The 21154-nt window shown below is 72.9% G+C and carries 21 protein-coding genes; 13 read left to right on the forward strand and 8 right to left on the reverse strand.

Going from position 1 to position 21154, the window contains the following annotated elements; translation table 11 throughout:
- Positions 1-38: 38 nt before the first annotated feature.
- On the forward strand, positions 39-755 hold the full coding sequence (locus ABZU32_RS27225; RefSeq protein WP_354926349.1) for an ABC transporter permease: 717 nt from the start codon (positions 39-41) through the stop codon (positions 753-755).
- Between the two features lie 416 nt (positions 756-1171).
- A complete protein-coding gene (locus ABZU32_RS27230) occupies positions 1172-2356 on the forward strand; it encodes an AbrB family transcriptional regulator (protein ID WP_354926351.1) in 1185 nt (394 codons plus the stop codon).
- Positions 2357-2407: 51 nt separating this feature from the next.
- On the opposite strand, the gene ABZU32_RS27235 is transcribed toward ABZU32_RS27230, so the two are convergent.
- Entirely contained in the window at positions 2408-3121 is a 714-nt protein-coding gene (locus ABZU32_RS27235; protein WP_354926353.1) for an FCD domain-containing protein, read from the reverse strand.
- Between the two features lie 134 nt (positions 3122-3255).
- Here ABZU32_RS27235 and ABZU32_RS27240 point away from each other — a divergent pair, with 134 nt between their 5' ends.
- The 4 genes from ABZU32_RS27240 to ABZU32_RS27255 all read left to right on the forward strand — a co-directional run bounded on the left by ABZU32_RS27240 (position 3256) and on the right by ABZU32_RS27255 (position 7065).
- The gene (locus tag ABZU32_RS27240) at positions 3256-3876 is read left to right on the forward strand and encodes a gluconokinase (RefSeq protein ID WP_354926355.1); all 621 of its coding nucleotides are present in this window, start codon (positions 3256-3258) and stop codon (positions 3874-3876) included.
- Positions 3873-5252 (forward strand): gluconate:H+ symporter, encoded by a 1380-nt coding sequence (locus tag ABZU32_RS27245; protein WP_354926357.1) that lies wholly within the window; start codon positions 3873-3875, stop codon positions 5250-5252. The genes ABZU32_RS27240 and ABZU32_RS27245 overlap by 4 nt, the downstream gene beginning before the upstream one ends.
- 163 nt (positions 5253-5415) lie before the next feature.
- Positions 5416-5898: a cation:proton antiporter regulatory subunit gene (locus ABZU32_RS27250; protein WP_354926359.1), complete on the forward strand. Its 483-nt coding sequence runs from the start codon at positions 5416-5418 to the stop codon at positions 5896-5898.
- A 6-nt stretch (positions 5899-5904) separates the two neighbouring features.
- A complete protein-coding gene (locus ABZU32_RS27255; RefSeq protein ID WP_354926361.1) occupies positions 5905-7065 on the forward strand; it encodes a cation:proton antiporter in 1161 nt (386 codons plus the stop codon).
- 50 nt (positions 7066-7115) lie between these two features.
- On the opposite strand, the gene ABZU32_RS27260 is transcribed toward ABZU32_RS27255, so the two are convergent.
- The 3 genes from ABZU32_RS27260 to ABZU32_RS27270 form a co-directional block, all read right to left on the reverse strand.
- Positions 7116-8351 (reverse strand): sigma-70 family RNA polymerase sigma factor, encoded by a 1236-nt coding sequence (locus ABZU32_RS27260; protein WP_354926363.1) that lies wholly within the window; start codon positions 8349-8351, stop codon positions 7116-7118.
- Entirely contained in the window at positions 8348-8671 is a 324-nt protein-coding gene (locus tag ABZU32_RS27265; RefSeq protein WP_354926365.1) for a YciI family protein, read from the reverse strand. The genes ABZU32_RS27260 and ABZU32_RS27265 overlap by 4 nt, the downstream gene beginning before the upstream one ends.
- Positions 8672-9151: 480 nt before the next feature.
- A complete protein-coding gene (locus tag ABZU32_RS27270; protein ID WP_354926367.1) occupies positions 9152-9430 on the reverse strand; it encodes a helix-turn-helix transcriptional regulator in 279 nt (92 codons plus the stop codon).
- A gap of 69 nt (positions 9431-9499) precedes the next feature.
- Here ABZU32_RS27270 and map point away from each other — a divergent pair, with 69 nt between their 5' ends.
- On the forward strand, positions 9500-10267 hold the full coding sequence (map, locus tag ABZU32_RS27275) for a type I methionyl aminopeptidase (RefSeq protein WP_354926370.1): 768 nt from the start codon (positions 9500-9502) through the stop codon (positions 10265-10267).
- A gap of 41 nt (positions 10268-10308) precedes the next feature.
- On the opposite strand, the gene ABZU32_RS27280 is transcribed toward map, so the two are convergent.
- Positions 10309-10746: a DUF6069 family protein gene (locus tag ABZU32_RS27280; RefSeq protein ID WP_354926372.1), complete on the reverse strand. Its 438-nt coding sequence runs from the start codon at positions 10744-10746 to the stop codon at positions 10309-10311.
- Between the two features lie 214 nt (positions 10747-10960).
- Between ABZU32_RS27280 and ABZU32_RS27285 the strand changes: the two genes are divergently transcribed.
- From ABZU32_RS27285 to ABZU32_RS27295, 3 genes are all read left to right on the forward strand, one after another.
- Positions 10961-12142 carry a histidine kinase gene (locus tag ABZU32_RS27285; RefSeq protein ID WP_354926374.1) on the forward strand — a complete coding sequence of 394 codons (1182 nt, stop codon included), beginning with the start codon at positions 10961-10963 and terminating at the stop codon, positions 12140-12142.
- Positions 12130-12792, forward strand: a complete 663-nt coding sequence (locus ABZU32_RS27290; RefSeq protein ID WP_354849630.1) for a response regulator transcription factor — start codon at positions 12130-12132, stop codon at positions 12790-12792. Before ABZU32_RS27285 ends, ABZU32_RS27290 begins: the two co-directional genes overlap by 13 nt.
- 82 nt (positions 12793-12874) lie before the next feature.
- Positions 12875-14272: a HAMP domain-containing sensor histidine kinase gene (locus tag ABZU32_RS27295; RefSeq protein ID WP_354926376.1), complete on the forward strand. Its 1398-nt coding sequence runs from the start codon at positions 12875-12877 to the stop codon at positions 14270-14272.
- 102 nt (positions 14273-14374) lie between these two features.
- Here ABZU32_RS27295 and ABZU32_RS27300 read toward each other — a convergent pair whose 3' ends face one another.
- Positions 14375-16690, reverse strand: coding sequence for a phosphoketolase family protein (locus ABZU32_RS27300; RefSeq protein ID WP_354926378.1), 2316 nt, complete (start codon positions 16688-16690; stop codon positions 14375-14377).
- 176 nt (positions 16691-16866) lie between these two features.
- On the opposite strand from ABZU32_RS27300, the gene ABZU32_RS27305 reads away from it, so the two are divergent.
- Genes ABZU32_RS27305 through ABZU32_RS27315 form a run of 3 tightly spaced genes read left to right on the forward strand, consistent with a single transcriptional unit; the run spans position 16867 to position 19382 of the window.
- Entirely contained in the window at positions 16867-17796 is a 930-nt protein-coding gene (locus tag ABZU32_RS27305) for an ATP-binding cassette domain-containing protein (protein WP_354849469.1), read from the forward strand.
- Positions 17796-18578, forward strand: a complete 783-nt coding sequence (locus ABZU32_RS27310; protein WP_354849472.1) for an ABC transporter permease — start codon at positions 17796-17798, stop codon at positions 18576-18578. Before ABZU32_RS27305 ends, ABZU32_RS27310 begins: the two co-directional genes overlap by 1 nt.
- 3 nt (positions 18579-18581) lie before the next feature.
- Positions 18582-19382, forward strand: coding sequence for an ABC transporter permease (locus tag ABZU32_RS27315; RefSeq protein ID WP_354849474.1), 801 nt, complete (start codon positions 18582-18584; stop codon positions 19380-19382).
- Between the two features lie 11 nt (positions 19383-19393).
- Here the strand turns inward: ABZU32_RS27315 and ABZU32_RS27320 are convergent, their stop codons facing one another.
- Together ABZU32_RS27320 and ABZU32_RS27325 are read right to left on the reverse strand one after the other, a co-directional pair.
- Complete coding sequence (locus ABZU32_RS27320; protein ID WP_354926380.1) at positions 19394-19816, reverse strand: nuclear transport factor 2 family protein; 423 nt, start codon at positions 19814-19816, stop codon at positions 19394-19396.
- 38 nt (positions 19817-19854) lie between these two features.
- The gene (locus ABZU32_RS27325; protein WP_354926382.1) at positions 19855-21060 is read right to left on the reverse strand and encodes an FAD-dependent oxidoreductase; all 1206 of its coding nucleotides are present in this window, start codon (positions 21058-21060) and stop codon (positions 19855-19857) included.
- Positions 21061-21154: the final 94 nt, after the last annotated feature.

The raw sequence follows: 21154 nt of genomic DNA on the forward strand, positions 1-21154 counted from the left end.
GCACACTACCTGCTGTGCGTTCCTCTGCGTTGATCTCTGTGACCCCTCTCCTGCCGGTGGTCCTGATCGCCCTGGTCGTGACGGGCGCCCTGGCGGCCTGGCTCGGCCGGCTCGGACATGGACGAGCGGTCCTCACCGCCTGCCTGCGGGCGGCCGCCCAACTCGGCGCGGTATCGGTGCTGATCGCCTGGGTGGTCGCCTCCTTCACGGACGCGGCGGGGTTCGTCGTGCTCATGTACGGCGTGGCCGCGTTCACCGCGGGCCGGCGCATCACTCGCGGCCGGAAGGCATGGTGGGCGGCGGTGCCGATCGCGGCGGGCGCCGCGCCGGTGCTGTCGATGCTCGCCGCGAGCGGGACGATCTCCATGGACGGCATCGTGGTGATCCCGATCGCGGGGATCGTGCTGGGTGGCTGTCTGAGCGCTACCTCCCTCGCCGGACGCCGAGCCGTGGAGGAGCTGGTCCAGCGAAGAGGAGAAGTGGAGGCGGCGCTGGCGCTGGGCTTCCTCCCCAGGGAGGCGGCGGTGGAGATCTGCCGCCCGGCGGCGGCCCAGGCACTGCTACCCGCGCTGGATCAGACCCGGACTGTGGGGCTGGTCACTCTTCCTGGCGCCTTCGTGGGGGTGCTGCTCGGTGGGGCGAGCCCGGTCGAGGCCGGAGTCGTGCAACTCGTTGTCCTGGTGGCTCTGCTGGCCGCCGAGGCGGTGGCGACCCTGGTGACGACCGAGATGGTCGCGCGTGGGTGCTTTACGTGAGCCACCCGCCTCTCGCGTCCTCGCCAACACCCTCGACTCCTACCTGATGCGCATCCGCCGAAAACTCGCCGAAATCGGATAACCCTCGGCGATCGTCACGGTCCGCGGCGTGGGCTACACGGCCACGTGATCCGCCGCAAACTGGTCGCCGCGGCGACCGTCACCCTCGCCGTGGCGCTGCTGACTCTGACGGCGCGACGGTGGCCTGGTCGAACTGCGCCTCCCCGCCGCCTGACCGTCTGTACGCGTCCTCCTTGCGGATCCGTGCGGCGACGGCCACCTGGTTACAGGCGCGCATCGACCGCCGAAGCGCACGACGATCCTGACGGCGACCGGACACGATGGACGGCCGGAGAGCCGGCTCCGCGGCGATCGCGTGCCGTGATGGATTGACTACCGTACGTAGTATCGCTGCCATGGGAACGGTTCTCGGCTTTCTGAGCCGCCGATCCGGCGCTCGTCTTCAGTGGCGCTGGGTCGGCTGGCTGGGGCTCATTCTCGGCGCGTGCGCCGCCGGGGAGGTGGCCGAGCCGATACTGCCCGCGCCTCATCTGCTGGTCCCGTTGGTGGCCGGGCTGGCTCTGGCCGTCAGCGGGCTCACCGCCGACCAGGTTCCCGGCCGTCTCAACCGCGGCTGCCAAGCCGTCCTCGGGGTACTGATGGGTGGCTATCTCGACCCCCACACCGCACCTCAGGCCGCGGCCGAGGTCCTTCCGCTGGCCGCTGTCACCATGGTCACCATCGGGCTCAGCCTGGCCGCCGCCGCGATCATGGCGCGTACGGGCCGCATCGACCGCGCGAGCGCGACTCTCGGCATGGTCGCCGGCGGCTCGGCAGCAGTGATCTCCAGCGCGGCCGACTTCGACGCCGATCCGCGGATCGTCGCATTCCTGCAGTATCTGCGCGTCGCTCTGGTCGCCACCACCACCCCCGTCCTGGTGCACTGGTTGCTCGCCCCCCACCCGGCGGCAGGCACCGCCGCAGTGGCCCATCCGTCGGCCTGGAGCCTGGTCACCGGCGATGATCAAGGCATCGGGCTGGTTCTGCTGGCCGCCGTCGCACTCACCGGCACCCTGACCGGCCGCGGCCTTCGCCTGCCGAGCCCCGCCCTGCTCGGCCCGATGCTTTTGACCGCCGCCATCACCGCCAGCGGCGCCCTCAGCGGTTTCACCCCGACCGGCCCTCTGCGAACCGCTGTGTTCACCATCGTCGGCCTGGACATCGGCCTGCGCTTCACCCGTCCCACCTTGGCACACATGCGGCGCCTGCTGCCGCTGGCCTTGGCCTGCACCATGTCGATCATGGCGGTCTGCGCCGTTCTGGCCTGGCTGCTCTCGGTGATGGCACACATCCCCTTCACCGACGCCTACCTCGCCACCACCCCCGGCGGCGTCAACGCCGTCCTCACCACCGCCGCCGCCACCCACGCCGACGTCTCCCTGATCTCGGGCGTGCAGAGCCTGCGGCTGTTCGCCATGGTCCTGCTCGCGCCCCTGTTCATCCGCCTGACCATCTCTCGGCCGCCCCGCCCCGGGCCCGCCACCGGACATCGGCATGCCGGTAACCGACGAACCGGTGGATCCGGTCGTTCCACCGGCTGAAGTCAGGGGCCGGTCGAAGATCCAAGCGCGACGCGGCGGGTGTGACTCCCCTCAGGCGGGTGGGGCGGCGAGCATGGCGTGGGTGGCCTCTTCGACGATCTGGCGCATGAACCGCTCGGCGGTGGCGGCGTCGCCCGCCTGCACCGCCTGGGCGACCTCGGCGTGCCAGCGGATCGCCGCCGGCTCGGGGTGGGCGGGCATCAGGTGGTGGTGGGTACGGCCGGCGAGCACCTCGGCGACCACGTCGGCGAGGGCCGCGAGCATCTCGTTGCCGCAGGCCTCCAGCAGGGTGCGGTGGAACAGGATGTCGGCCCGCAGGTAGGACTCCAGGTCGCCGGACCTGCCGTGCACGGCCATGCTCATGACCGCGCCGGTGAGCAGCCCGCACTGCTCGGGGGTGGCGTTGCGGGCGGCCAGGGCGGCGGCCACCGGTTCGACGCCGCGGCGCAGCTCGCCCAGGGAGCGCAGCTGCCCGTCGCGGTCGCCGCCGGACAGCCGCCAGCGGATGATGCGCGGGTCGAACAGGTTCCAGCGGGCGCGCGGGGCGACGGTGACCCCGACGCGGCGCCGGCTGGACACAAGGCCCATCGACTCCAGCACCCGGATTGCCTCGCGGACCACCGATCGGGAGACCCCGAAGCGGTGTTCGAGCTGCTCGATGCGCAGCACGTGGCCGGCGGGGAGCGCGCCGGAGGTGATCTGGACGCCGAGGCCGTCCAGGACGCTGCCGTGCCGACCGCTATTGGTCTGGTCTTTGGCTCCCACGGCCGCCAATCCTCCCATGGGAAGGCCTCTGGGCCGCACCACCGCCAGTAAAGTATGACTAATTAGCACGTCACTCTTGATTAAGGATGATTATTCGTGACAGGCTGTGCGACAGCCCGTTCGAGAGGCCCGTCATGAACCCCACAGATCCTCCGCCCCCGACTTCCCCCGGCGCCGCGGCGCAAACCCCGCCGCTGCTGGTCGTCATGGGGGTCACCGGCTCGGGTAAGACGACCGTCGGCGCCGCGCTGGCCCAGCGCCTGCGGGTGCCGTTCGCCGACGCCGACGACTTCCACAGCCCCGCCAGCATCGCCAAGATGTCGGCGGGCATCCCGTTGGACGACGACGACCGGCTGCCCTGGCTGCGCTCGATCGGCGCCTGGCTGGCCGCGCACGCCGCGGGCGGCGGCGTGGTGAGCTGCTCGGCGCTCAAGCGCTCCTACCGCGACGTGCTTCGCGAATCGGCGCCGCAGGTCTGCTTCGTCCACCTGGCCGGAGACCAGCAGGTCGTGAGCCGGCGGGTGGCCGGGCGGCCCGGGCACTTCATGCCCGCCTCCCTGGTCGCCTCCCAGTTCGCGACCCTGGAGCCGCTGCGGCCCGACGAGCACGGTGTCGTGCTCGACCTGACCCACGACGTCGACCGGCTCGTGGAGGACTACCTCGCCGCCGCCTCCCCCGGCGGCGCGCCACCGCCCGCCGACCCCGGCGGTGCCGGTGGTGCCGGTGGTGCCGCGGGCCGCGGAGAACGGTCATGAACGCCACACTGCTCGCGCTGGCCCCCGCCGGCGGCGCCGCGGTGCCGGCCGGACGCCTGCTGCCGGCCGCGCTGATCGGCATCGCGGTGATCGTGCTGCTGATCACGCGCTTCAAGCTGCATCCGTTCCTCAGCCTGACCATCGGCTCGCTGGTCGTCGGCGCCGTCGCCGGCCTCGCCATGTCGGATGTGATCACCAGTTTCACCGACGGCTTCGGCAGCACGGCGGCCGGCGTCGGCACGCTGATCGCGCTGGGGGCGATGTTCGGCCGGCTGCTGGCCGACTCCGGCGGCGCCGACGAGATCGTCGACACCATCGTCGGCCGCTCCAGCCCCCGCACCCTGCCCTGGGCGATGGCGGCGGTGGGCGCCATCATCGGCCTGCCGATGTTCTTCGAGATCGGGCTCGTGCTGCTGATGCCGGTGATCTTCCTGGTGTCGCGCCGCTCGGGCCTGCCGCTGATCAGAGTCGGTATCCCCGCCCTTGCCGGACTGTCGGTGATGCACGGCCTGGTGCCGCCGCACCCGGGGCCGCTGGTCGCCATCGACGCGCTCAAGGCCGACCTCGGCCTGACTCTGGGCCTCGGCGTGCTGGTCGCGCTGCCCACCGTGGCCATCGCCGGCCCGCTGTTCGCTCGCTACGCCTCCCGCTGGGTGCAGGTGCCGGCGCCGGAGCTGTACGACGCGCGCGAGCAGGAGCCGTCCGCGCGGCGGCCCTCGTTCGGGGTGACCGTGGCCACCGTGCTGCTGCCGGTGGTGCTGATGATGGGCAAGGCCGTCGCCGACCTGCTGGCCGCCAAGGGCACCGCGGTGCGCACCGCGCTGGACTTCCTGGGCACGCCGCTGGTCGCGTTGCTCATCGCGGTCATCGTGGCGATCTTCACGCTGGGGCGCGGCGGCGCGATGGACCGCAAGGCGATCACCGCGTCGCTGGAGGCCTCGCTGCCGCCGATCGCCGGCATCCTGCTCATCGTCGCGGCCGGCGGCGGGTTCAAGCAGACGCTGGTCGACACCGGCATCGGCAAGCTGGTGGCCGACTGGGTGCAGCACAGCGGCCTTTCGGTGCTGCTGCTGGCCTGGCTGGTCGCGGTGCTGATCCGCCTTGCCACCGGGTCGGCGACGGTGGCGACCGTCACCGCCTCGGGCATCCTGGCCCCGCTGGTCACCACGCTGGGCGCCGGGCAGACCTCGCTGCTGGTGCTGGCGATCGGCGCGGGGTCGCTGTTCTTCTCCCACGTCAACGACGCCGGGTTCTGGCTGGTGAAGGAGTACTTCGGGCTGAGCGTCGGCCAGAACCTCAAGACCTGGTCGGCGATGGAGACGGTGATCTCGGTGGTCGGCCTGCTGCTGGTGCTGGCCCTGGACCTGGTCGTGTGACCGCGGCGCCGCCGGCCTCCCGCGTCCGCGGCGAGCGCCGCTCGGGTGGGCCCGGCACCTGCTAGCCTCACAAGGCGTTCGCCTCCTTTTATGAACATTCGTCCTGTTCGTAGAGGGGCGAATCGTAGTCAGGTGACGGACGGCTGATAGGGGCGAGGAGCCGGTGGAGATCGAGCAGACCGCACTCCCGGGGATAGGGCTCAAACACGAGTTCACCACCCAGCACGGCCGCAGGATCGCGGTGGTGTCCCACCGCAGCGGCCGCCGGGATCTGGTCATCTACGACCGGCACGACCCCGACCGGGCGTGTGAGGCCATCCAGCTCAACGACGAGGAGGCCGACGCCCTGGTCGAGCTGCTCGGCGCCCCGCGCATCGTCCAGCGGCTCAACGCCCTGCACCGCGAGGTCGAAGGGCTGGTCAGCGTCCAGCTTCCCCTGGCCGAGGACTCCCCCTACGCGGGACGGCCGATGGGACAGGCGCGCGTGCGCACCCGCACCGGCGCCTCCATCGTGGCGGTCGTGCGGGGCGGGCAGGTGCACACCAGTCCCACCCCCGACTTCCCGCTCGCCGGCGGCGACGTGGTCGTCGTCGTCGGAGACCTGGAGAGCACCGCCGCCGTCGCCGACATCCTCGCCGGCGGATAGGCCGGCGTGCACACCGCGAGCCTTTTCATCGAACTCGGCGGCACCGTACTCGTCCTCGGCGTGCTCGGCGCCCTGGCGCTGCGCGCCGGCATCTCCCCCATCCCGCTGTACCTGCTGGCCGGGCTGGCGTTCGGCCAGGGCGGCATCCTGCCCCTGGCCACCAGCGAGGACTTCATCGCCGTCGGCGCCGAGATCGGCGTGGTCCTGCTGCTGCTCACCCTCGGCCTTGAGTACAACGCCGACGAGCTGATGGCCAGCCTGCGCGGCAACGCCCGCGGCGGGCTGTTCGACCTGGTGCTCAACGCCGCGCCGGGCGCGGTGGTCGCGCTGCTGCTAGGCTGGGGCCCGGTGGCGGCCGTGGCGATGGCCGGGGTCACCTACGCCACCTCCTCGGGCATCACCGCCAAAGTGCTGTCCGACCTCGGCTGGATCGGCAACCGGGAGACCCCCGTGGTGCTGTCGCTGCTGGTGTTCGAGGATCTGACGATGGCGTTGTACCTGCCGGTGCTGACCGCCATCCTGGCCGGGGTGAGCCTGGCCGCCGGCGCGGTCACCGTGGCGATCGCCCTGGGCACGGCCGGAGTGGTGCTGCTGGTGGCCCTGCGCTTCGGCCGTCTCATCGAGACCTTCGTCGCCAGCCCCAACTCCGAGGTGCTGCTGCTGAAGGTGATGGGCCTGGCGCTTCTGGTCGCCGGCGTCGCCCAGCAGCTCCAGGTGTCGGCGGCGGTCGGGGCGTTCCTGGTCGGCATCGCGCTGTCGGGCGAGCTGGCCCACGAGGCGCGGGCGCTGCTGATCCCGCTGCGCGACCTGTTCGCCGCGGTGTTCTTCGTGTTCTTCGGGCTGCAGACCGACCCGGCGGCGATCTGGCCGATGGCCGGGCTGGCGGCCCTGCTGGCCGTGGTCAGCATGGCCACCAAGCTGGCCACCGGCGCCTACGCCGCCCGGCGGGCCGGCGTCGCCAGGGCCGGGCAGGCCCGGGCCGGGATCGCGCTGATCCCGCGCGGGGAGTTCAACATCGTCATCGCCGGCCTTGCGGTTGCGGCCGGCGCGCACCGCGACCTCGGGCCGCTGGCGGCCGGGTACGTGCTCATCCTGGCGGCCTTCGGCCCGCTGGCCGCGCGGCTGCTGCAGCCTCTCATCAGCGCCATCGCCCGCCGCGCCGCCTGAACAGCTCCCCCTGCGCGCGGGTCCTCCTGCGCGGGTCCTCCTGCGCGGGGCTACCGCAGTTGGGCGCGGCGGCGGGTGAGGTAGGCGATCTCGCCGGTGTTGCCGGCCAGCTCGATGGCCCGGTCGTAGGCCGCGCGTGAGTGCCGGCTTCGGCCCAGCCGGCGCAGCAGGTCGGCGCGGGTGGCGTGGTAGGCGTGATAGCCGGCCAGCGCCTCGGCGAGGCGGTCGACGATGGCCAGCGCCACCTCCGGCCCGTCGAGCTCGGCCACGGCGATGGCCCGGTTGAGGGCGATGATCGGCGAGGGGTCGAGGCGGACGAGCTGATCGTAGAGGGCCAGGACCTGCGACCAGTCGGTGTCGCGGATGTCACGGGCGGAGGTGTGCACGGCGTTGATCGCCGCGAGGATCTGGTAGCGACCCGGAGCCGCCCCCGCGGCGGCGGCGGCCAGGCGCTCGCGCACCAGCCGGTGCCCCTCGGCGATCAGCGCCGCGTCCCAGGCCCCGCGGTCCTGCTCGTGGAGGGCGACCAGTTCGCCGCCGGCCGAGATCCGGGCGGGGCGGCGCGCCTCGGTGAGCAGCATCAGCGCCAGCAGCCCGGCCACTTCTCCGTCCTGCGGCAGCAGCGCGCGGATCAGGCGGGTGAGCCGGATCGCCTCGCAGGTCAGGTCGTGTCGCAGGGGATCGGTGTCAGGGCCGCTGGCCAGGTAGCCCTCGTTGAACACCAGGAACAGCACGGCCAGGACGCCGCAGACACGCGCCGGCAGGTCGTCGGCGGCCGGCATCCGGTAGGGGATGCCGGCCGCCTTGATCTTGGCCTTGGCGCGGGTGATGCGCTGTTCCATGGTGGCCGGCCGCACCAGGAAGGCACGGGCGATCTCGGGCACGGTCAGACCGCCGACCATGCGCAGCGTCAACGCCACGCGCGCTTCCACCGCCAGCGCCGGGTGGCAGCAGGTGAAGATCAGCCGGAGCCGGTCGTCGTCGATGGCGCCAAGCGGCTCGGCTGGGATGTCGTCGTGCAGCATCTGAGCCTCCTTGTGCTTGTCGTCGCGTTTGTTCTCCCGACGGATCCGGTCGATGGCCTTGCGGTTGGCGGTGGTGGTCAGCCACGCGCCCGGGTTGGGGGGCGGGCCGTCGGCCCGCCACCGCTCGACGGCGGTCGTGAACGCCTCGGCCGCCGCCTCCTCGGCGATGTCGAGGTCGCCGAAGCGCCTGGTCAAAGCGGCCACCACCCGCGCCCACTCGTCGTGGTGGGCACGGGTCATCACCTCGTCGACGTCGTTCACTGGAACGGCCGCACCTCGATCTTGCGATCGCAGACCTTCGAGGCCTCGGCGGCGAGCTTGAGCGCCACATCCAGATCGGGGGCCTCCCACACCCACACCCCGGCGAGGTACTCCTTGGACTCAAGGAAAGGCCCGTCGCTGAACACCGCCCGCTCGTCGCGGTTGTCGACGACCGTGGCCACATCCGGGTCCGCGAGTCCGCCCGAGAAGACCCAGTAGCCCTCGGCGATCAGTCGCTCGTTGAACGCGCTGATGGCGGGCCGCCTGTCGGTGCTGCCGGGATCGCTCTTGTCGTCGATCACGGAAACCAGGTATCGCATCTGCCGATCATCTCCTGTGGTGTCGAAACAGCGTGGTCGGGTGGCGGGGGCCTTCAGGCCGCCGCACACCTCGGGCGCCCGGCCGGCCGGTGGAACCTGGATCGTCGCGCCCTTCGGAGCCGGCGCGCGACTCCACCGGCTCGAGCGCGAGGTCCGGGCTCGTCCGCGGGAACGGTCTGGCGGCCCGGCCGAGCTTCATGATCGTGGTTCCCTCGCCTCGGCGCCGCCCCTTGCGGGCGGCCTCACCCCTGCTACGAAGACCGCCGCCCCGATCCGACACATCCCTGGCGGACTTGTCCGAAGAACTTTCCGGGACGCCGGTCGTCGGTGATCCGCCGGCACGACGGTGTCGCGGCGACCGCGCCGCTCCTGCTGAGCGCGCCCGGTCGCGGGCAGGCCCACGGACCGGGCCGATCGCGGAGATCTGGACCGGTGGTGGCGGGCGTCGGACTGCTCGGGGCGAGGGCCGGCCTGCCAGGGTCAGGCCGACAGGGCGCGGCCGTCGCGGGCGGCCTCCTGCTCGGCGCAGGCGGCGGCCAGCTCGTCCAGCGACACCCCAAGGGCGGTGGCCAGGGCGACCACGGTGAAGAACGCCGGGGTCGGCGCCCGGCCGGTCTCGATCTTGCGGAGCGTCTCGGCCGACACCCCGGCCGCCGCGGCGACCTCGACCATGCTGCGCTCGCCGCGGGCCCGGCGCAGCAGAGCGCCGAACCGCTCTCCGCGCCGCCGTTCCCAGGGGGCCAAAGGAGTCCTCACCATGACCGTGATACTAATACCGGTATAAGTATTGGCGCGCATCGGGGCGCCCGCGACACGGGAGCGGTAGGGATGGTCGAGATCAAAAGCGACAAGGACCTGGACGGGATGCGGGAGGCCGGGCGCGTGGTGGCCCGCGCGCTGGCCGCCGTCCGCGAGGCGGCGGCCGTCGGGGTGTCCCTGCGGGAGCTGGACCAGGCGGCGCGCGCGGTGCTGGATGAGGCCGGGGCCCGCTCGCCGTTCCTCGGATACCGTCCCTCCTTCGCGCCCACGCCGTTCCCCGCCGTCATCTGCACCTCGGTCAACGACGCGCTCGTGCACGGCATCCCCACCGGCTACCGGCTGCGCGACGGCGACCTGGTCAGCATCGACTGCGGCGCCGAACTGGACGGCTGGACCGGCGACGCCGCGATCAGCTTCACCGTCGGCACCCCGCGCCCGGCCGACCTGCGGCTGATCGAGGCCACCGGGCGGGCCCTGGCGGCCGGCATCGCCGCGGCCGTCCCGGGCAACCGCGTCGGCGACATCTCCCACGCCATCGGCGCCGTCGCCGGCGCGGCCGGCTGCGGCATGCCCGCCGACTTCGGCGGACACGGCATCGGCCGGCGCATGCACGAGGACCCCCACGTGCCCAACCGGGGGCGTCCCGGCCGCGGCTATCCCCTGCGCCCCGGGCTGGCCCTGGCCATCGAGCCCATGCTCATGGCCGGCGGGCGCGACGCCTACCGCACCGCCTCCGACGGGTGGACCCTGCGCACCCTGGACGGCAGCCGCGCGGCGCACATCGAGCACACCGTCGCCGTCACCGACCAGGGCCCGCGCATCCTCACCCTCCTTTGACCCAGGGGCGCCGCGCCGCGGCCCCCGCGGCCGGGGCGGGCTCAGCCCCGTCCGCGCCGCCGCCAGGCCAGGCCGCAGATCACGGCGGCGCCGACGGCCAGGTGCACGCCGATCAGCCGCAGCGTGCTCGCCACGCCGACGGCCTGGCCGAGCGGCCCGGCCAGCGACAGCAGCAGCACGGCCACCGCGACGACGGTGAAGACCAGGCGCGGCCGCGCGGTGAACCGTTCCAGCACCGCCAGCAGTGCCCAGGCGGCCAGCCCGGCCGCCAGGCCCGCCGCCGCCGCCGCGCCCGGCCCGACCCGCTGGACGGCGTCCCCGGCGCGGACGGTGAGGTCCACGCCGGACGCCGGGCCGGCCAGTGCCCACGCCGCTACGGCCGTGAGGGTGGCGCCGGCGACGCTGAGCAGGGCCCGGCGGGCGCTCGTGCGGCCTTCGCGCGTGGACCCGGCGCGGGCGGGGGTGGTCTGGGTGGACACGTGCGTCCCCTCTCGGGCGGGCGGACCGCCGTCCCGCGCGCCACCGGATGGTGGGCGCCGCGGCCGGTCCGCCTGTTGTTCTGAACGCCAGCCTGGCCGACCGCGCCCTGTTCCCGCCTCGGCCGCCCGGCCACGGCGACCACCACCGCGGCAGGGGGGCGGCTACGACTTTGGTAGGTGCCGCCGCCGGGGTGGGCGCGGTTAGCCTGGCCCGGTGGAAGAGCACGAGTTCGACTGCCGGCCGCAGGCCCTCTCCGGCCGCTCCGCAGCCGCCGCGGTGGCCGGGGTGCTCGCGGCCATGGGCGCGCTGGTGGCGCTGACGATCTGGGCCCGCGCCGGCACGGCGGCGCTGGTGCCCGCGCTGGACCTCACCGCCGGGGTGATCGGCTGGGCGCTGTCGCCGGTCCTGCTGTGGCGGCCGGTGGCCGGCGCGGCGGTGCTCACCGCGCTGGCGGCGCTGTCACCGGCGGCCACCCCGCCGGCCACGCTGGGCGCCCTGCAGGTGGCCAGGCGGCGCCCGTTCCCCCTGGCCGCCGCCGTCGCGACCGCCGGGATCGCCGCGCACGCCGTCCAAGGGCTGTGGCGCCCGAGCGGCGGCATCTCCTACCTGTGGTGGTTGGTGCTGGTCGCCGCCGCCTACGGCGCCCTCACCGGGTGGGGCGCCACGGCCCGGGCGCGTGCCCTGCTGGTGGCCTCGCTGCGCGAGCGGGCGGCGCGCGCCGAGGCCGAGCAGGGCCGCCGGGTGGCCGAGGCCCGCATGCTCGAGCGCACCCGCGTGGCCCGCGAGATGCACGACGTGCTCGCCCACCGGCTGTCGCTGCTGGCCACCTACGCCGGAGCGCTCGAGTACCGGCCCGACTCCCCGCCCGAGCGGCTCGCCCACGCCGCCGGCGTGGTCCGCGCCGGGGTCCACCAGGCGCTGGAGGAGCTGCGCCAGGTGATCGGCCTGCTGCGCGAGGACGACGACGGCGGCCAGGAGGGCGCCGGCGGGCGACCACAGCCCGCGCTGGGCGACGTGCCCCGCCTGGTGGAGGAGTCCCGCGACGCCGGCGAGCTGGTGCGCGTGCGCGACGGGGTGCAGGAGCCGGGCGCCCTGCCCGCCGCCACCGCGCGCACCGCCTACCGGGTCGTCCAAGAAGGGCTGACCAACGCCCGCAAGCACGCCACCGGGCGCCCCGTCCAGGTGGTCCTGGAGGGCCGGCCCGGCGAGCGGCTGGTCATCGACATCAGCAACCCGCTGCCGCGCGGGGCGGCCGGACCGCCGCTGACGCCGGGCACCGGCACCGGGCTGGTCGGGCTGACCGAGCGGGTGCACCTGGCGGGCGGCCGGCTGGACCACCAGGTCACCGCCGGCGGGGAGTTCCGGCTGCACGCGTGGCTGCCGTGGCCGGCGTGACCCGCCCGCTGCGCGTCCTGATCGTCGACGACGACGCGCTGGTGCGCGCCGGGCTGTCGATGATGCTCGACGGCATCCACGGCATCACCGTGGTCGGCGAGGCCGCGGACGGCGCGCAGGTGCCGGCCGCCGCCGACGCGCACGCCCCCGACGTGGTGCTGATGGACCTGCGCATGCCGAACGTGGACGGCATCGCCGCCACCCGCGCGCTGCGCCGCCGCCCGCGCCCGCCGGAGGTCATCGTGCTGACCACCTTCGACACCGACGAGAACATCCTGCACGCGCTGCGCGCCGGGGCCGGCGGCTTCCTGCTCAAGGACACCCCGCCCGCGCAGATCGTCCAGGCCGTGCTCCAGGTCGCCGCCGGGGAGCCCATCCTGTCGCCGCGCGTCACCCGGCGGCTCATGGACCGGGTGGCCACCCAGGCCGGGGCCTACCAGCGGGCCCGTACCGCGCTGGCCGCCCTGAGCCCCCGTGAGCAGGACGTGGTCCTCGCCGTCGCGCGCGGAAGCGCCAACGCCGAGATCGCCGCCGAGCTGCTGATGAGCGTGGCCACGGTCAAGGCGCACGTCTCCAGCGTCCTTGCCAAGCTCGGCCTGGACAACCGCACCCAGATCGCGCTGCTCGCCCACGACGCCGGACTGGCCTGAGCCCGCGGCGGGCCGCCCGGTAGGGCCGACCCGGCGGGCCGCGCCGCCCGGCCGATGTGCTGGACTGGTATCAGGGCTGTCCATGCGTCCATCGGGGCCGTCCATGCGTCCGCTGCACCAATGGCCGATCACCACGCGCCTGACGCTTCTCGCCGGCGTCGCGGCGGCGGCGCTGTGCGTGCTGAGCGCCACGGTGCTGATGGTCGCGATCCACCGCCTGGCCACCCAGTACCTCACCGAGGAGGTCGCCGCGGCGACCGAGCGCGTGGTCTACCAGGTCGAACGGCACGAGCTGCACAACCCCATCGCCCACAGCCAGATCCGCGACATCCAGGTCGTGGACCCGCAGGGCAGGATCGTCGCCGCGAGCCGGGAACTGCAGGGCGCGCCGCGCATCGCGACCTTCGTCCCCGAAGGGGCCAGGAACATGGCCACGCGGATCGTGTGCGACCGCGGCCTCGCCCGCGGCGGGTGTGACATCGTGGTCGCGCAGGAGGCCTACCGCGACGGCAAGGACATGATCGTCTACAGTGGCGCGCCCGCCGTCCCGCCCTTGGTCCACTCCGAGCTGGCCATGACCATGGCCGGCGGCGTGGTCGTCTTCACCACGCTCATCACCTACGGCACCTACCGGACCGTCCGCGGCTCGCTGCAGCCGGTGGACGCCATCCGCGCCGAACTCGACGAGATCAACGCCATGTCCCTGGACCGCAGGGTGCCCTCGCCCCCGCAGCGCGACCAGATCCGCGACCTGGCCGACAGCGTCAACCACACCCTGGAGCGGCTGCAGGAGGCACTGGAGCGGCAGCGCCGGTTCGCCTCCGACGTCTCCCACGACCTGCGCAGCCCCGTCACCGCCATGCGCGTGCAGGTGGAGGAGGCCATGATGGGGCCCGAAGAGGGCATCGACGAGGTCACCGGCAAGAACCTGCTGGGCAACCTGGACCGCCTGCAGGCCATCATCGCCGACCTGCTGGTCCTGGCCCGCCTGGACGCCGCGACGCAGGGCGCCCGCGACCCGGTCGACCTGGCCGAACTGGTCCGCGGCGAGGTGCGCGCCCGCCACCCCTCGGCCATCCGGATCGACTGCGACCTGCGGCCCGGGGTGGTGGTGCTGGGCGATCGGCTGCGGCTCACCAGGTTGCTGTCCAACCTGCTGGCCAACGCCGAACGGCACGCCGAGTCCACGATCACCGTCACGGTGGCGCGAAGTGGCGGCGGACCGGGCTCGCAGGGCGGCGAGGCGACGCTTTCGGTGGTGGACGACGGCGCGGGAATCCCGGCCGGCAGCCGCGAGAGCGTCTTCCAGCGGTTCGTGCGCCTGAGCGAGGGCCGCCGCAGGGATCCGGGCGGCACGGGCCTGGGCCTGCCCATCGCCCGGCAGATCGCCGAGATGAGCGGCGGCACCCTGACCATCGAGGACAGCCCGCGCGGCGCCCGCCTGGTCCTGCGCCTGCCCGCCGCCGCACCGCCCCGCTGAACGGCGCCCCGTAGCCCCGCAGCGCCGCAGCGCCGCACGCCCCAGCGCCCCGGCGCCCGTGCTGCGGAAGGGCACGGGCGCGGCGTGCGCGGCCTGCGGGGGTCAGTGCTGCCAGCTCCAGTCGCGGACCTCGGGCAGGTCCTCGCCGTACTCGCGGGTGTGCGCGCGGGCCCGCGTCCGGGCGTCGGCCATCTCCTGCCGCAGGTGGCCGCAGCGCTCCGACAGGCCCGGGACGCGGTCGATGACGTCCATCACCAGGTGGTAGCGGTCGATGTCGTTCATCATCGCCATGTCGAAGGGCGTGGTGGTGGTGCCCTCCTCCTTGTAGCCGCGCACGTGCAGGTGGTGGTGCCCGTGGCGCCGGTAGGTCAGCCGGTGGATCAGCCACGGGTAGCCGTGGAAGTTGAAGATGACCGGCTTGTCGGCGGTGAGCAGCGCGTCGTAGGCGGTGTCGGTCAGGCCGTGGGGGTGCTCGGTGTCCGGCTGCAGCCGCATCAGGTCCACCACGTTCACCACCCGCACCCTCAGGTCGGGCAGGTGGCGGCGCAGCAGGTCGGCGGCGGCCAGCGTCTCCAGGGTCGGCACGTCCCCGGCGCAGGCCAGCACCACGTCCGGTTCGGCGCCCTGGTCGGTGGAGGCCCACGGCAGGATGCCCAGGCCGCGGGTGCAGTGCAGGATCGCCTCCTCCATCGGCATCAGGTCCAGCACCGGCTGCTTGCCGGCGACCACGACGTTGACGTAGTCGCGTGAACGCAGGCAGTGGTCGGCGACCGAAAGCAGCGTGTTGGCGTCCGGCGGCAGGTAGACGCGCACCACCGTGGCCTTCTTGTTGACCACCACGTCCAGGAAGCCGGGGTCCTGGTGGCTGAAGCCGTTGTGGTCCTGGCGCCAGACGTGCGAGCTGAGCAGGTAGTTCAGCGAGGCGACCGGCCTGCGCCAGGGGATCTTGCGGCAGGTCTCCAGCCACTTGGCGTGCTGGTTGAACATGGCGTCGATGATGTGGATGAACGCCTCGTAGGAGGTGAACAGCCCGTGGCGGCCGGTGAGCAGGTAGCCCTCCAGCCAGCCCTGGCACAGGTGCTCGCTCAGCACCTCCATCACCCGGCCCTCGGGGGACAGGTGCTCGTCGGTGGGCAGCCGCTCGGCCTCCCACACCCGGCCGGTCACCTCGAACGCCGCGCCCAGCCGGTTGGAGGCCACCTCGTCGGGGCCGAGCAGGCGGAAGTTGGCGGGGTTGGCGGCGATGATGTCGCGCACCAGCGCGCCCAGCACCCGCGTCGGCTCGCTGGCCGCGGTGGCCGGCGCCTTGACCTCGACGGCGTAGTCGCGGAAGTCGGGCAGTCTGAGCGGCTGGAGCAGCTCGCCGCCGTTGGCGTGGGGGTTGGCGCTCATGCGGCGCGGCCCCTCGGGCACCGTGGCGAGCACCTCGGCCACCGGGCGGCCGCGCTCGTCGAACAGCTCCTCGGGGTGGTAGGAGCGCATCCACTCCTCCAGCGCGGCCAGCTTGCCGGGGTCGTCGCGGACCGCCGACAGCGGCACCTGGTGGGCGCGCCAGGTGCCCTCCACCGGCAGCCCGTCGACCTGCTTGGGGCCGGTCCAGCCTTTGGGCGTGCGCAGGATGATCATGGGCCAGCGGCCGCCGCCGCCGGCCTTGACCTCGGCGATCTGGTCGAACACCGTGTCCAGCGTCTCGGCCATGAGCCGGTGCATGACCGCCGGGTCGTCACCGGCCACGATGTGCGGGCGGTAGCCGTACCCCTCCATGAGCTTGACCAGCTCCGGCTCGGGGATGCGCGACAGCACCGTCGGGTTGGCGATCTTGTAGCCGTTGAGGTGCAGGATCGGCAGGACCGCCCCGTCCCGCGCCGGGTTGACGAACTTGTTGGAGTGCCAGCTGGCGGCCAGCGGGCCCGTCTCGGCCTCGCCGTCGCCGACGACGCACGCCACCACCAGGCCGGGATTGTCGAAGGCGGCGCCGTAGGCGTGGGCCAGAGAGTAGCCGAGCTCGCCACCCTCGTGGATGGAGCCGGGCGTCTCGGGCGCCACATGGCTCGGGATGCCGCCGGGGAAGGAGAACTGGCGGAACAGCCGGCGCATCCCGTCCTGGTCCTGGGAGACCTCGGGGTAGACCTGCGAGTAGCTGCCCTCCAGCCAGGCGTGCGCGACCGCGGCCGGGCCGCCGTGCCCGGGACCGGCGATGTAGATCATGTCCTGGTCACGCCCTGTGATCACCCGGTTCAGGTGGGCGAAGACGAAGTTCAGTCCAGGGGTGGTGCCCCAGTGGCCGAGCAGGCGGGGTTTGACGTGCTCGGGCAGCAGCGGCTCGCCGAGCAACGGGTTGTCCAGCAGATAGATCTGCCCGACCGACAGGTAGTTGGCGGCACGCCAGAAAGCATCGACTCGCTCAAGCTCGTTCATGGATACGAGCGTTCCCGCTGCGGGCGGGCTATTCCAGAGACCTTGGTCCCTTTCCCGGGGGCCGCCCGGCCGTGGCACGCGGAACCGCCGCCGGCACCACAGGCGCCTGTCCGGTGGCGCGCCGCCCGAAAAAGGTGTTGCGGGAATGTCGGGGCGCTTGGCTAGGGTTCTTGCTCGTGTCGGAACAACCTCTGATCTACGCGCGTGGCCTGGTGAAACGCTTCGGCGCCTTCACCGCGGTGGACGGCATCGACCTGTCGGTGGCCCCCGGCGAGGCGTTCGGGTTCCTCGGCCCCAACGGCGCGGGCAAGTCCTCCACGATGCGCATGATCGGCTGCGTGTCGATGCCCACCGGCGGCGAGCTGAGCATCCTCGGCATGGATCCGGTCCGCGACGGCACCCGCATCCGCGCCCGGCTCGGCGTCTGCCCCCAGCTGGACAACCTCGACTTCGACCTGAGCGTGCGCGAGAACCTCACCGTCTACGCCCGCTACTTCGGCCTCGGCCGGCAGGAGGCCCGCCGCCGGGCCGACGCGCTGCTGGAGTTCGTCCAGCTGTCCGACCGCGCCGGCAGCAAGGTCGAACCGCTGTCGGGCGGCATGAAGCGGCGCCTGACCATCGCCCGCGCCATGGTCAACGAACCCGACATCATCCTGCTCGACGAGCCCACCACCGGCCTTGACCCCCAGGCCCGCCACCTGCTGTGGGAGCGGCTGTTCCAGCTCAAGCGGCGCGGCACCACCCTGGTGCTCACCACCCACTACATGGACGAGGCCGAGCAGCTGTGCGACCGGCTGGTCGTCATGGACGGCGGCCGCATCGTCGCCGAAGGCTCACCCCGCTCCCTGATCCAGACCTACTCCACCCCCGAGGTGGTCGAGCTGCGCTTCGGCGACGAGCGGCCCGCCGACCTGGCCGCCAAGCTGGCCGGCATCGGCCGGCGGGTCGACCCGCTGCCCGACCGCCTGCTGGTGTACGCCGAGGACGGCGACGCCGCCGTCGCCGAGGTGCACCGGCGCGGGCTGAACCCCTCCAGCGTGCTGGCGCGCCGCTCCACCCTGGAGGACGTCTTCCTGCACCTCACCGGCCGGACGCTGGTCGACTGATGATCCCGTTCGCCGACCAGGTCTCGGCCCGCTCGACCCTCGCGGTCCTGGAGCGCGCCCTGACCCTCTACCGCCGGGTGTGGACCGCCTCGGCGTTCTCCTCCTTCGGGTTGCCGGTGCTGTTCCTGCTCAGCATCGGCCTGGGCGTCGGGGGGTACATCGGCGGCATCGGCGGCGTGGACTACCTGTCGTGGATCGTCCCGGGAGTACTCGCCTCCACCGCCTTCCAGATGTCGGTCGGCGAGTCCACCTACCCCGTCCTCGGCGACTTCAAGTGGAGCCGCGCCTACCACGCCATGCGCGCCACGCCGGTCCAGGTGGGCGACATGGTGTGCGGGTGGCTGCTGTACATCCTGCTCAGGGCCGAGATCGCGGTGGTGGTGTTCCTCGGCGTCACCTCGCTGTTCGGCGCGCTGCGCTCGCCGTGGGCGCTGGCCGCGCCGCTGGTGTGCGGGCTGGTCGCCCTGGCCTCGGCCGCGCCCACGATGGCCTTCGCCGCCACCATCGACCACGACAGCTACTTCGCGCTGCTGTTCCGCTTCGTGATGATCCCCGCCGCGCTGTTCAGCGGCGTCTTCTTCCCCGTCGAGCAGTTGCCCGCCCTGGCCCGGCCGGTGGCCTACCTGTCGCCGTTGTGGCACGGCGTCGAGCTCAGCCGCGCGGCCACCCTGGGCACGGCCCCGCCCTGGCCGGTCGCGGCGCATCTGGCCTACCTGCTGGTGTTCACCGCGGCGGGCACGCTGTGGGCCTTCCACGCCTTCCGCAAGCGACTTCAGGACTGACACATGGTGACCACGATGATCGCCGCCCGGGTCGCCCCCGGCCGGGTCGGCGCGGTGATCGGCCGCAACCTCGGGGCGCTGCGCTCGGGCCCGTCCTACTGGCTGGTGCTGCTGTCGGGCTTCTTCGAGCCGCTGCTGTACCTGCTGTCCATCGGCGTCGGCGTGGGAGCGCTGGTCGGCGACCTGCCGGTGGGCGGGCGGTCGCTGCCCTACGCCGCCTACGTCGCCCCTGCCATGCTGGCGGTGGCGGCGATGTCGGGCGCGCTGGCCGAGACCACGTTCAACTTCTTCCACAAGATGAAGTACCAGAAGACCTTCGACGCCATCCTGGCCACGCCGGTGCGGCCGTTCGAGCTCGCCCTCGGCGAGCTCGGCTGGGCCATGCTCCGCGGCTCGCTGTACACCGGGGTGTTCGTGCTCATCATGGCGGCGCTCGGGCTGGCCGCGCCGCTGTGGGCGCTGGCCGCCTTCCCCGCCACGATCCTGGTCGGGCTGGCGTTCGGCGCGGTCGGCATGGCGGTCAGCACGCTGATGCGCGGCTGGCAGGATTTCGACCTGATGTCCACCGGGCAGTTCGCCCTGTTCCTGTTCTCCGGCACCTTCTCCCCCGTCGGCGACTACCCGCCGGTCCTGCAGGTGCTGGTCCAGCTCACCCCGCTGTACCACGCGGTCGAGCTGGTGCGGGGCCTTGCCATCGGCGACCCGCACTGGGGCCTGCTCGGGCACGCCGCCTACCTGCTGGCCATGGTCGCCGGCGGCCTGTGGCTGGCCGCCCGCCGCCTGCACCGCATCCTGTGCCTGTGACCCTCGGTTCGTCAGGGCTCGAGGCCGGTCGCTCCTTCGCCACTCGAAACGTCGAACGGCACGGAAACCTGGTCGTGCGCGATCGACCAGTCGCCGTCGAGCTTCCGGAAGCAGAAAGTGACCCGGACCCACATGCCGCTCGTCGCCGTCCCGTTCTTCAGCGTGCCGCCAAGCCGACCGAAGCCATGCCCGAATGCCACGTCATCGCCCACGGTGACCGTCAGGTCGCGAACCTCATAAGTCAGATCCTGGAAGAACGTGAACACCTTCGTCCAGTTCGCCAGTTTCGCCGCTATCCCTACATGCTGCAGCGGCGGCTCGACGTCGAAGGAGACGACGTCCGTCGTGTACAGCGGCCTCAGGGCCTCCAGATCCTTGGCTCGGAGTCCTTGGACCATCTTGTCGACCTGCTGCCTGATCTCGGCTTCGTCCATCTGGCGTCGTGTGGGCATCGCTCCTCCATTCCTGGTGGTCACGGGGACGTGATCACCTGTGTGGCGGAGGCCGGCCGCCCTGGACGCGGGCCTCCCTTGGGCCAGATCAGGGAGCCCGGCTTGCGGGCCTCGCGGCGAATCTTCCACACCCCGAGCTTGCAGGTCAGCTCCTTGTACGCCGCGCCGACGCGGCCTCCGAGATAGACGTTCACCGAGGTGTCGTCTTTGCGGGCGAGCTGCCGCATGGCGGCGCGCCGGCCGAGGCTGACGCACGCCCCGGTGAGGGCCAGGTCGATCACCGCCGGTTCGGTTCCCGCGACACGGCTCAGCACCGTGTTGGCGGCCTGGGCCCCGAGCGGCCCGGCGGCCTGGCAGCTCATCCGCAGCGGCCGGCCGGATGGGGCGGCGGCGTCTCCGGCCGCGACGATGCGCTCGTCGTCGACGCTGGTCAGCGTCTCGTCGGTGAGCAGCCGGCCGAGCTCGTCAGTGCGCAGCCCCCTCGCGGCCGCCAGCTCCGGCACACCGAAACCGGCCGTCCAGATGGTCAGTGCGCTCGCACGCACCGCACCTTGGGCAGAACCGCCGGTGACGACGACCGTACCCGGCCGCACCTCGCTCACCTCCGTGGCCTCCAGCACGGCGACACCGTGCCGGGTCAGCCACTTGGCGATGTATCGGCGACCCGGCGCGCTCATCGAGGGCGCCAGGAGCCCACCACACACCAGCGTGACCCCGCGTCCCTGTTCGGCCAGTTCGGCGGCCGTTTCGATGCCGGTCAGCCCGCCGCCGACCACGGTGACCGGAGCATCGGCAGGCAACTCCTCCAGCTTGGCGCGTAGCCGCTGCGCGGACTCCAACGCGGCGACGGAGACAGCGAATTCGGCCGCGCCGGGCACCGACGACGGAATCGCGCCAGTGCTGCCGACCGCGTAGATGACGTAGTCGTAGTCCAGCGCGCGGCCCGACGCCAGCCGCACCGTGCGGGCGGCGGTGTCGATGCGCGTGGCGCTGTCGAGGACCAGCCGGATCCCCTCACCCAGCAGCGTGCCGTAGTCCACCGTGGCCTCGCCGGTGCCGGCCACGAACTGGTGCAGCCGGACGCGATCGACGAACTCCGGACGGGGATTGACCAAAGTGACCTCGACGTCGGCGCGCATCCGCAGATGGTTGGCCGCGAGTGTTCCGGCGTAACCGCCGCCGATGACGACGACCTTGCAGGGACGGTCGTGTTCGGGCCTGATCATGACGGGTCTTCCCTTCTCGATCTCAACTCACCAGTCCGACACCGCAACCGCCCGGAATGTGAGGCGAGATGTGAGGCGACGCGCCGACCTCACA

It is taken from the genome of Sphaerisporangium sp. NPDC005288, from assembly GCF_040607475.1.
Classification (GTDB): Bacteria; Actinomycetota; Actinomycetes; order Streptosporangiales; family Streptosporangiaceae; genus Sphaerisporangium; species Sphaerisporangium rhizosphaerae.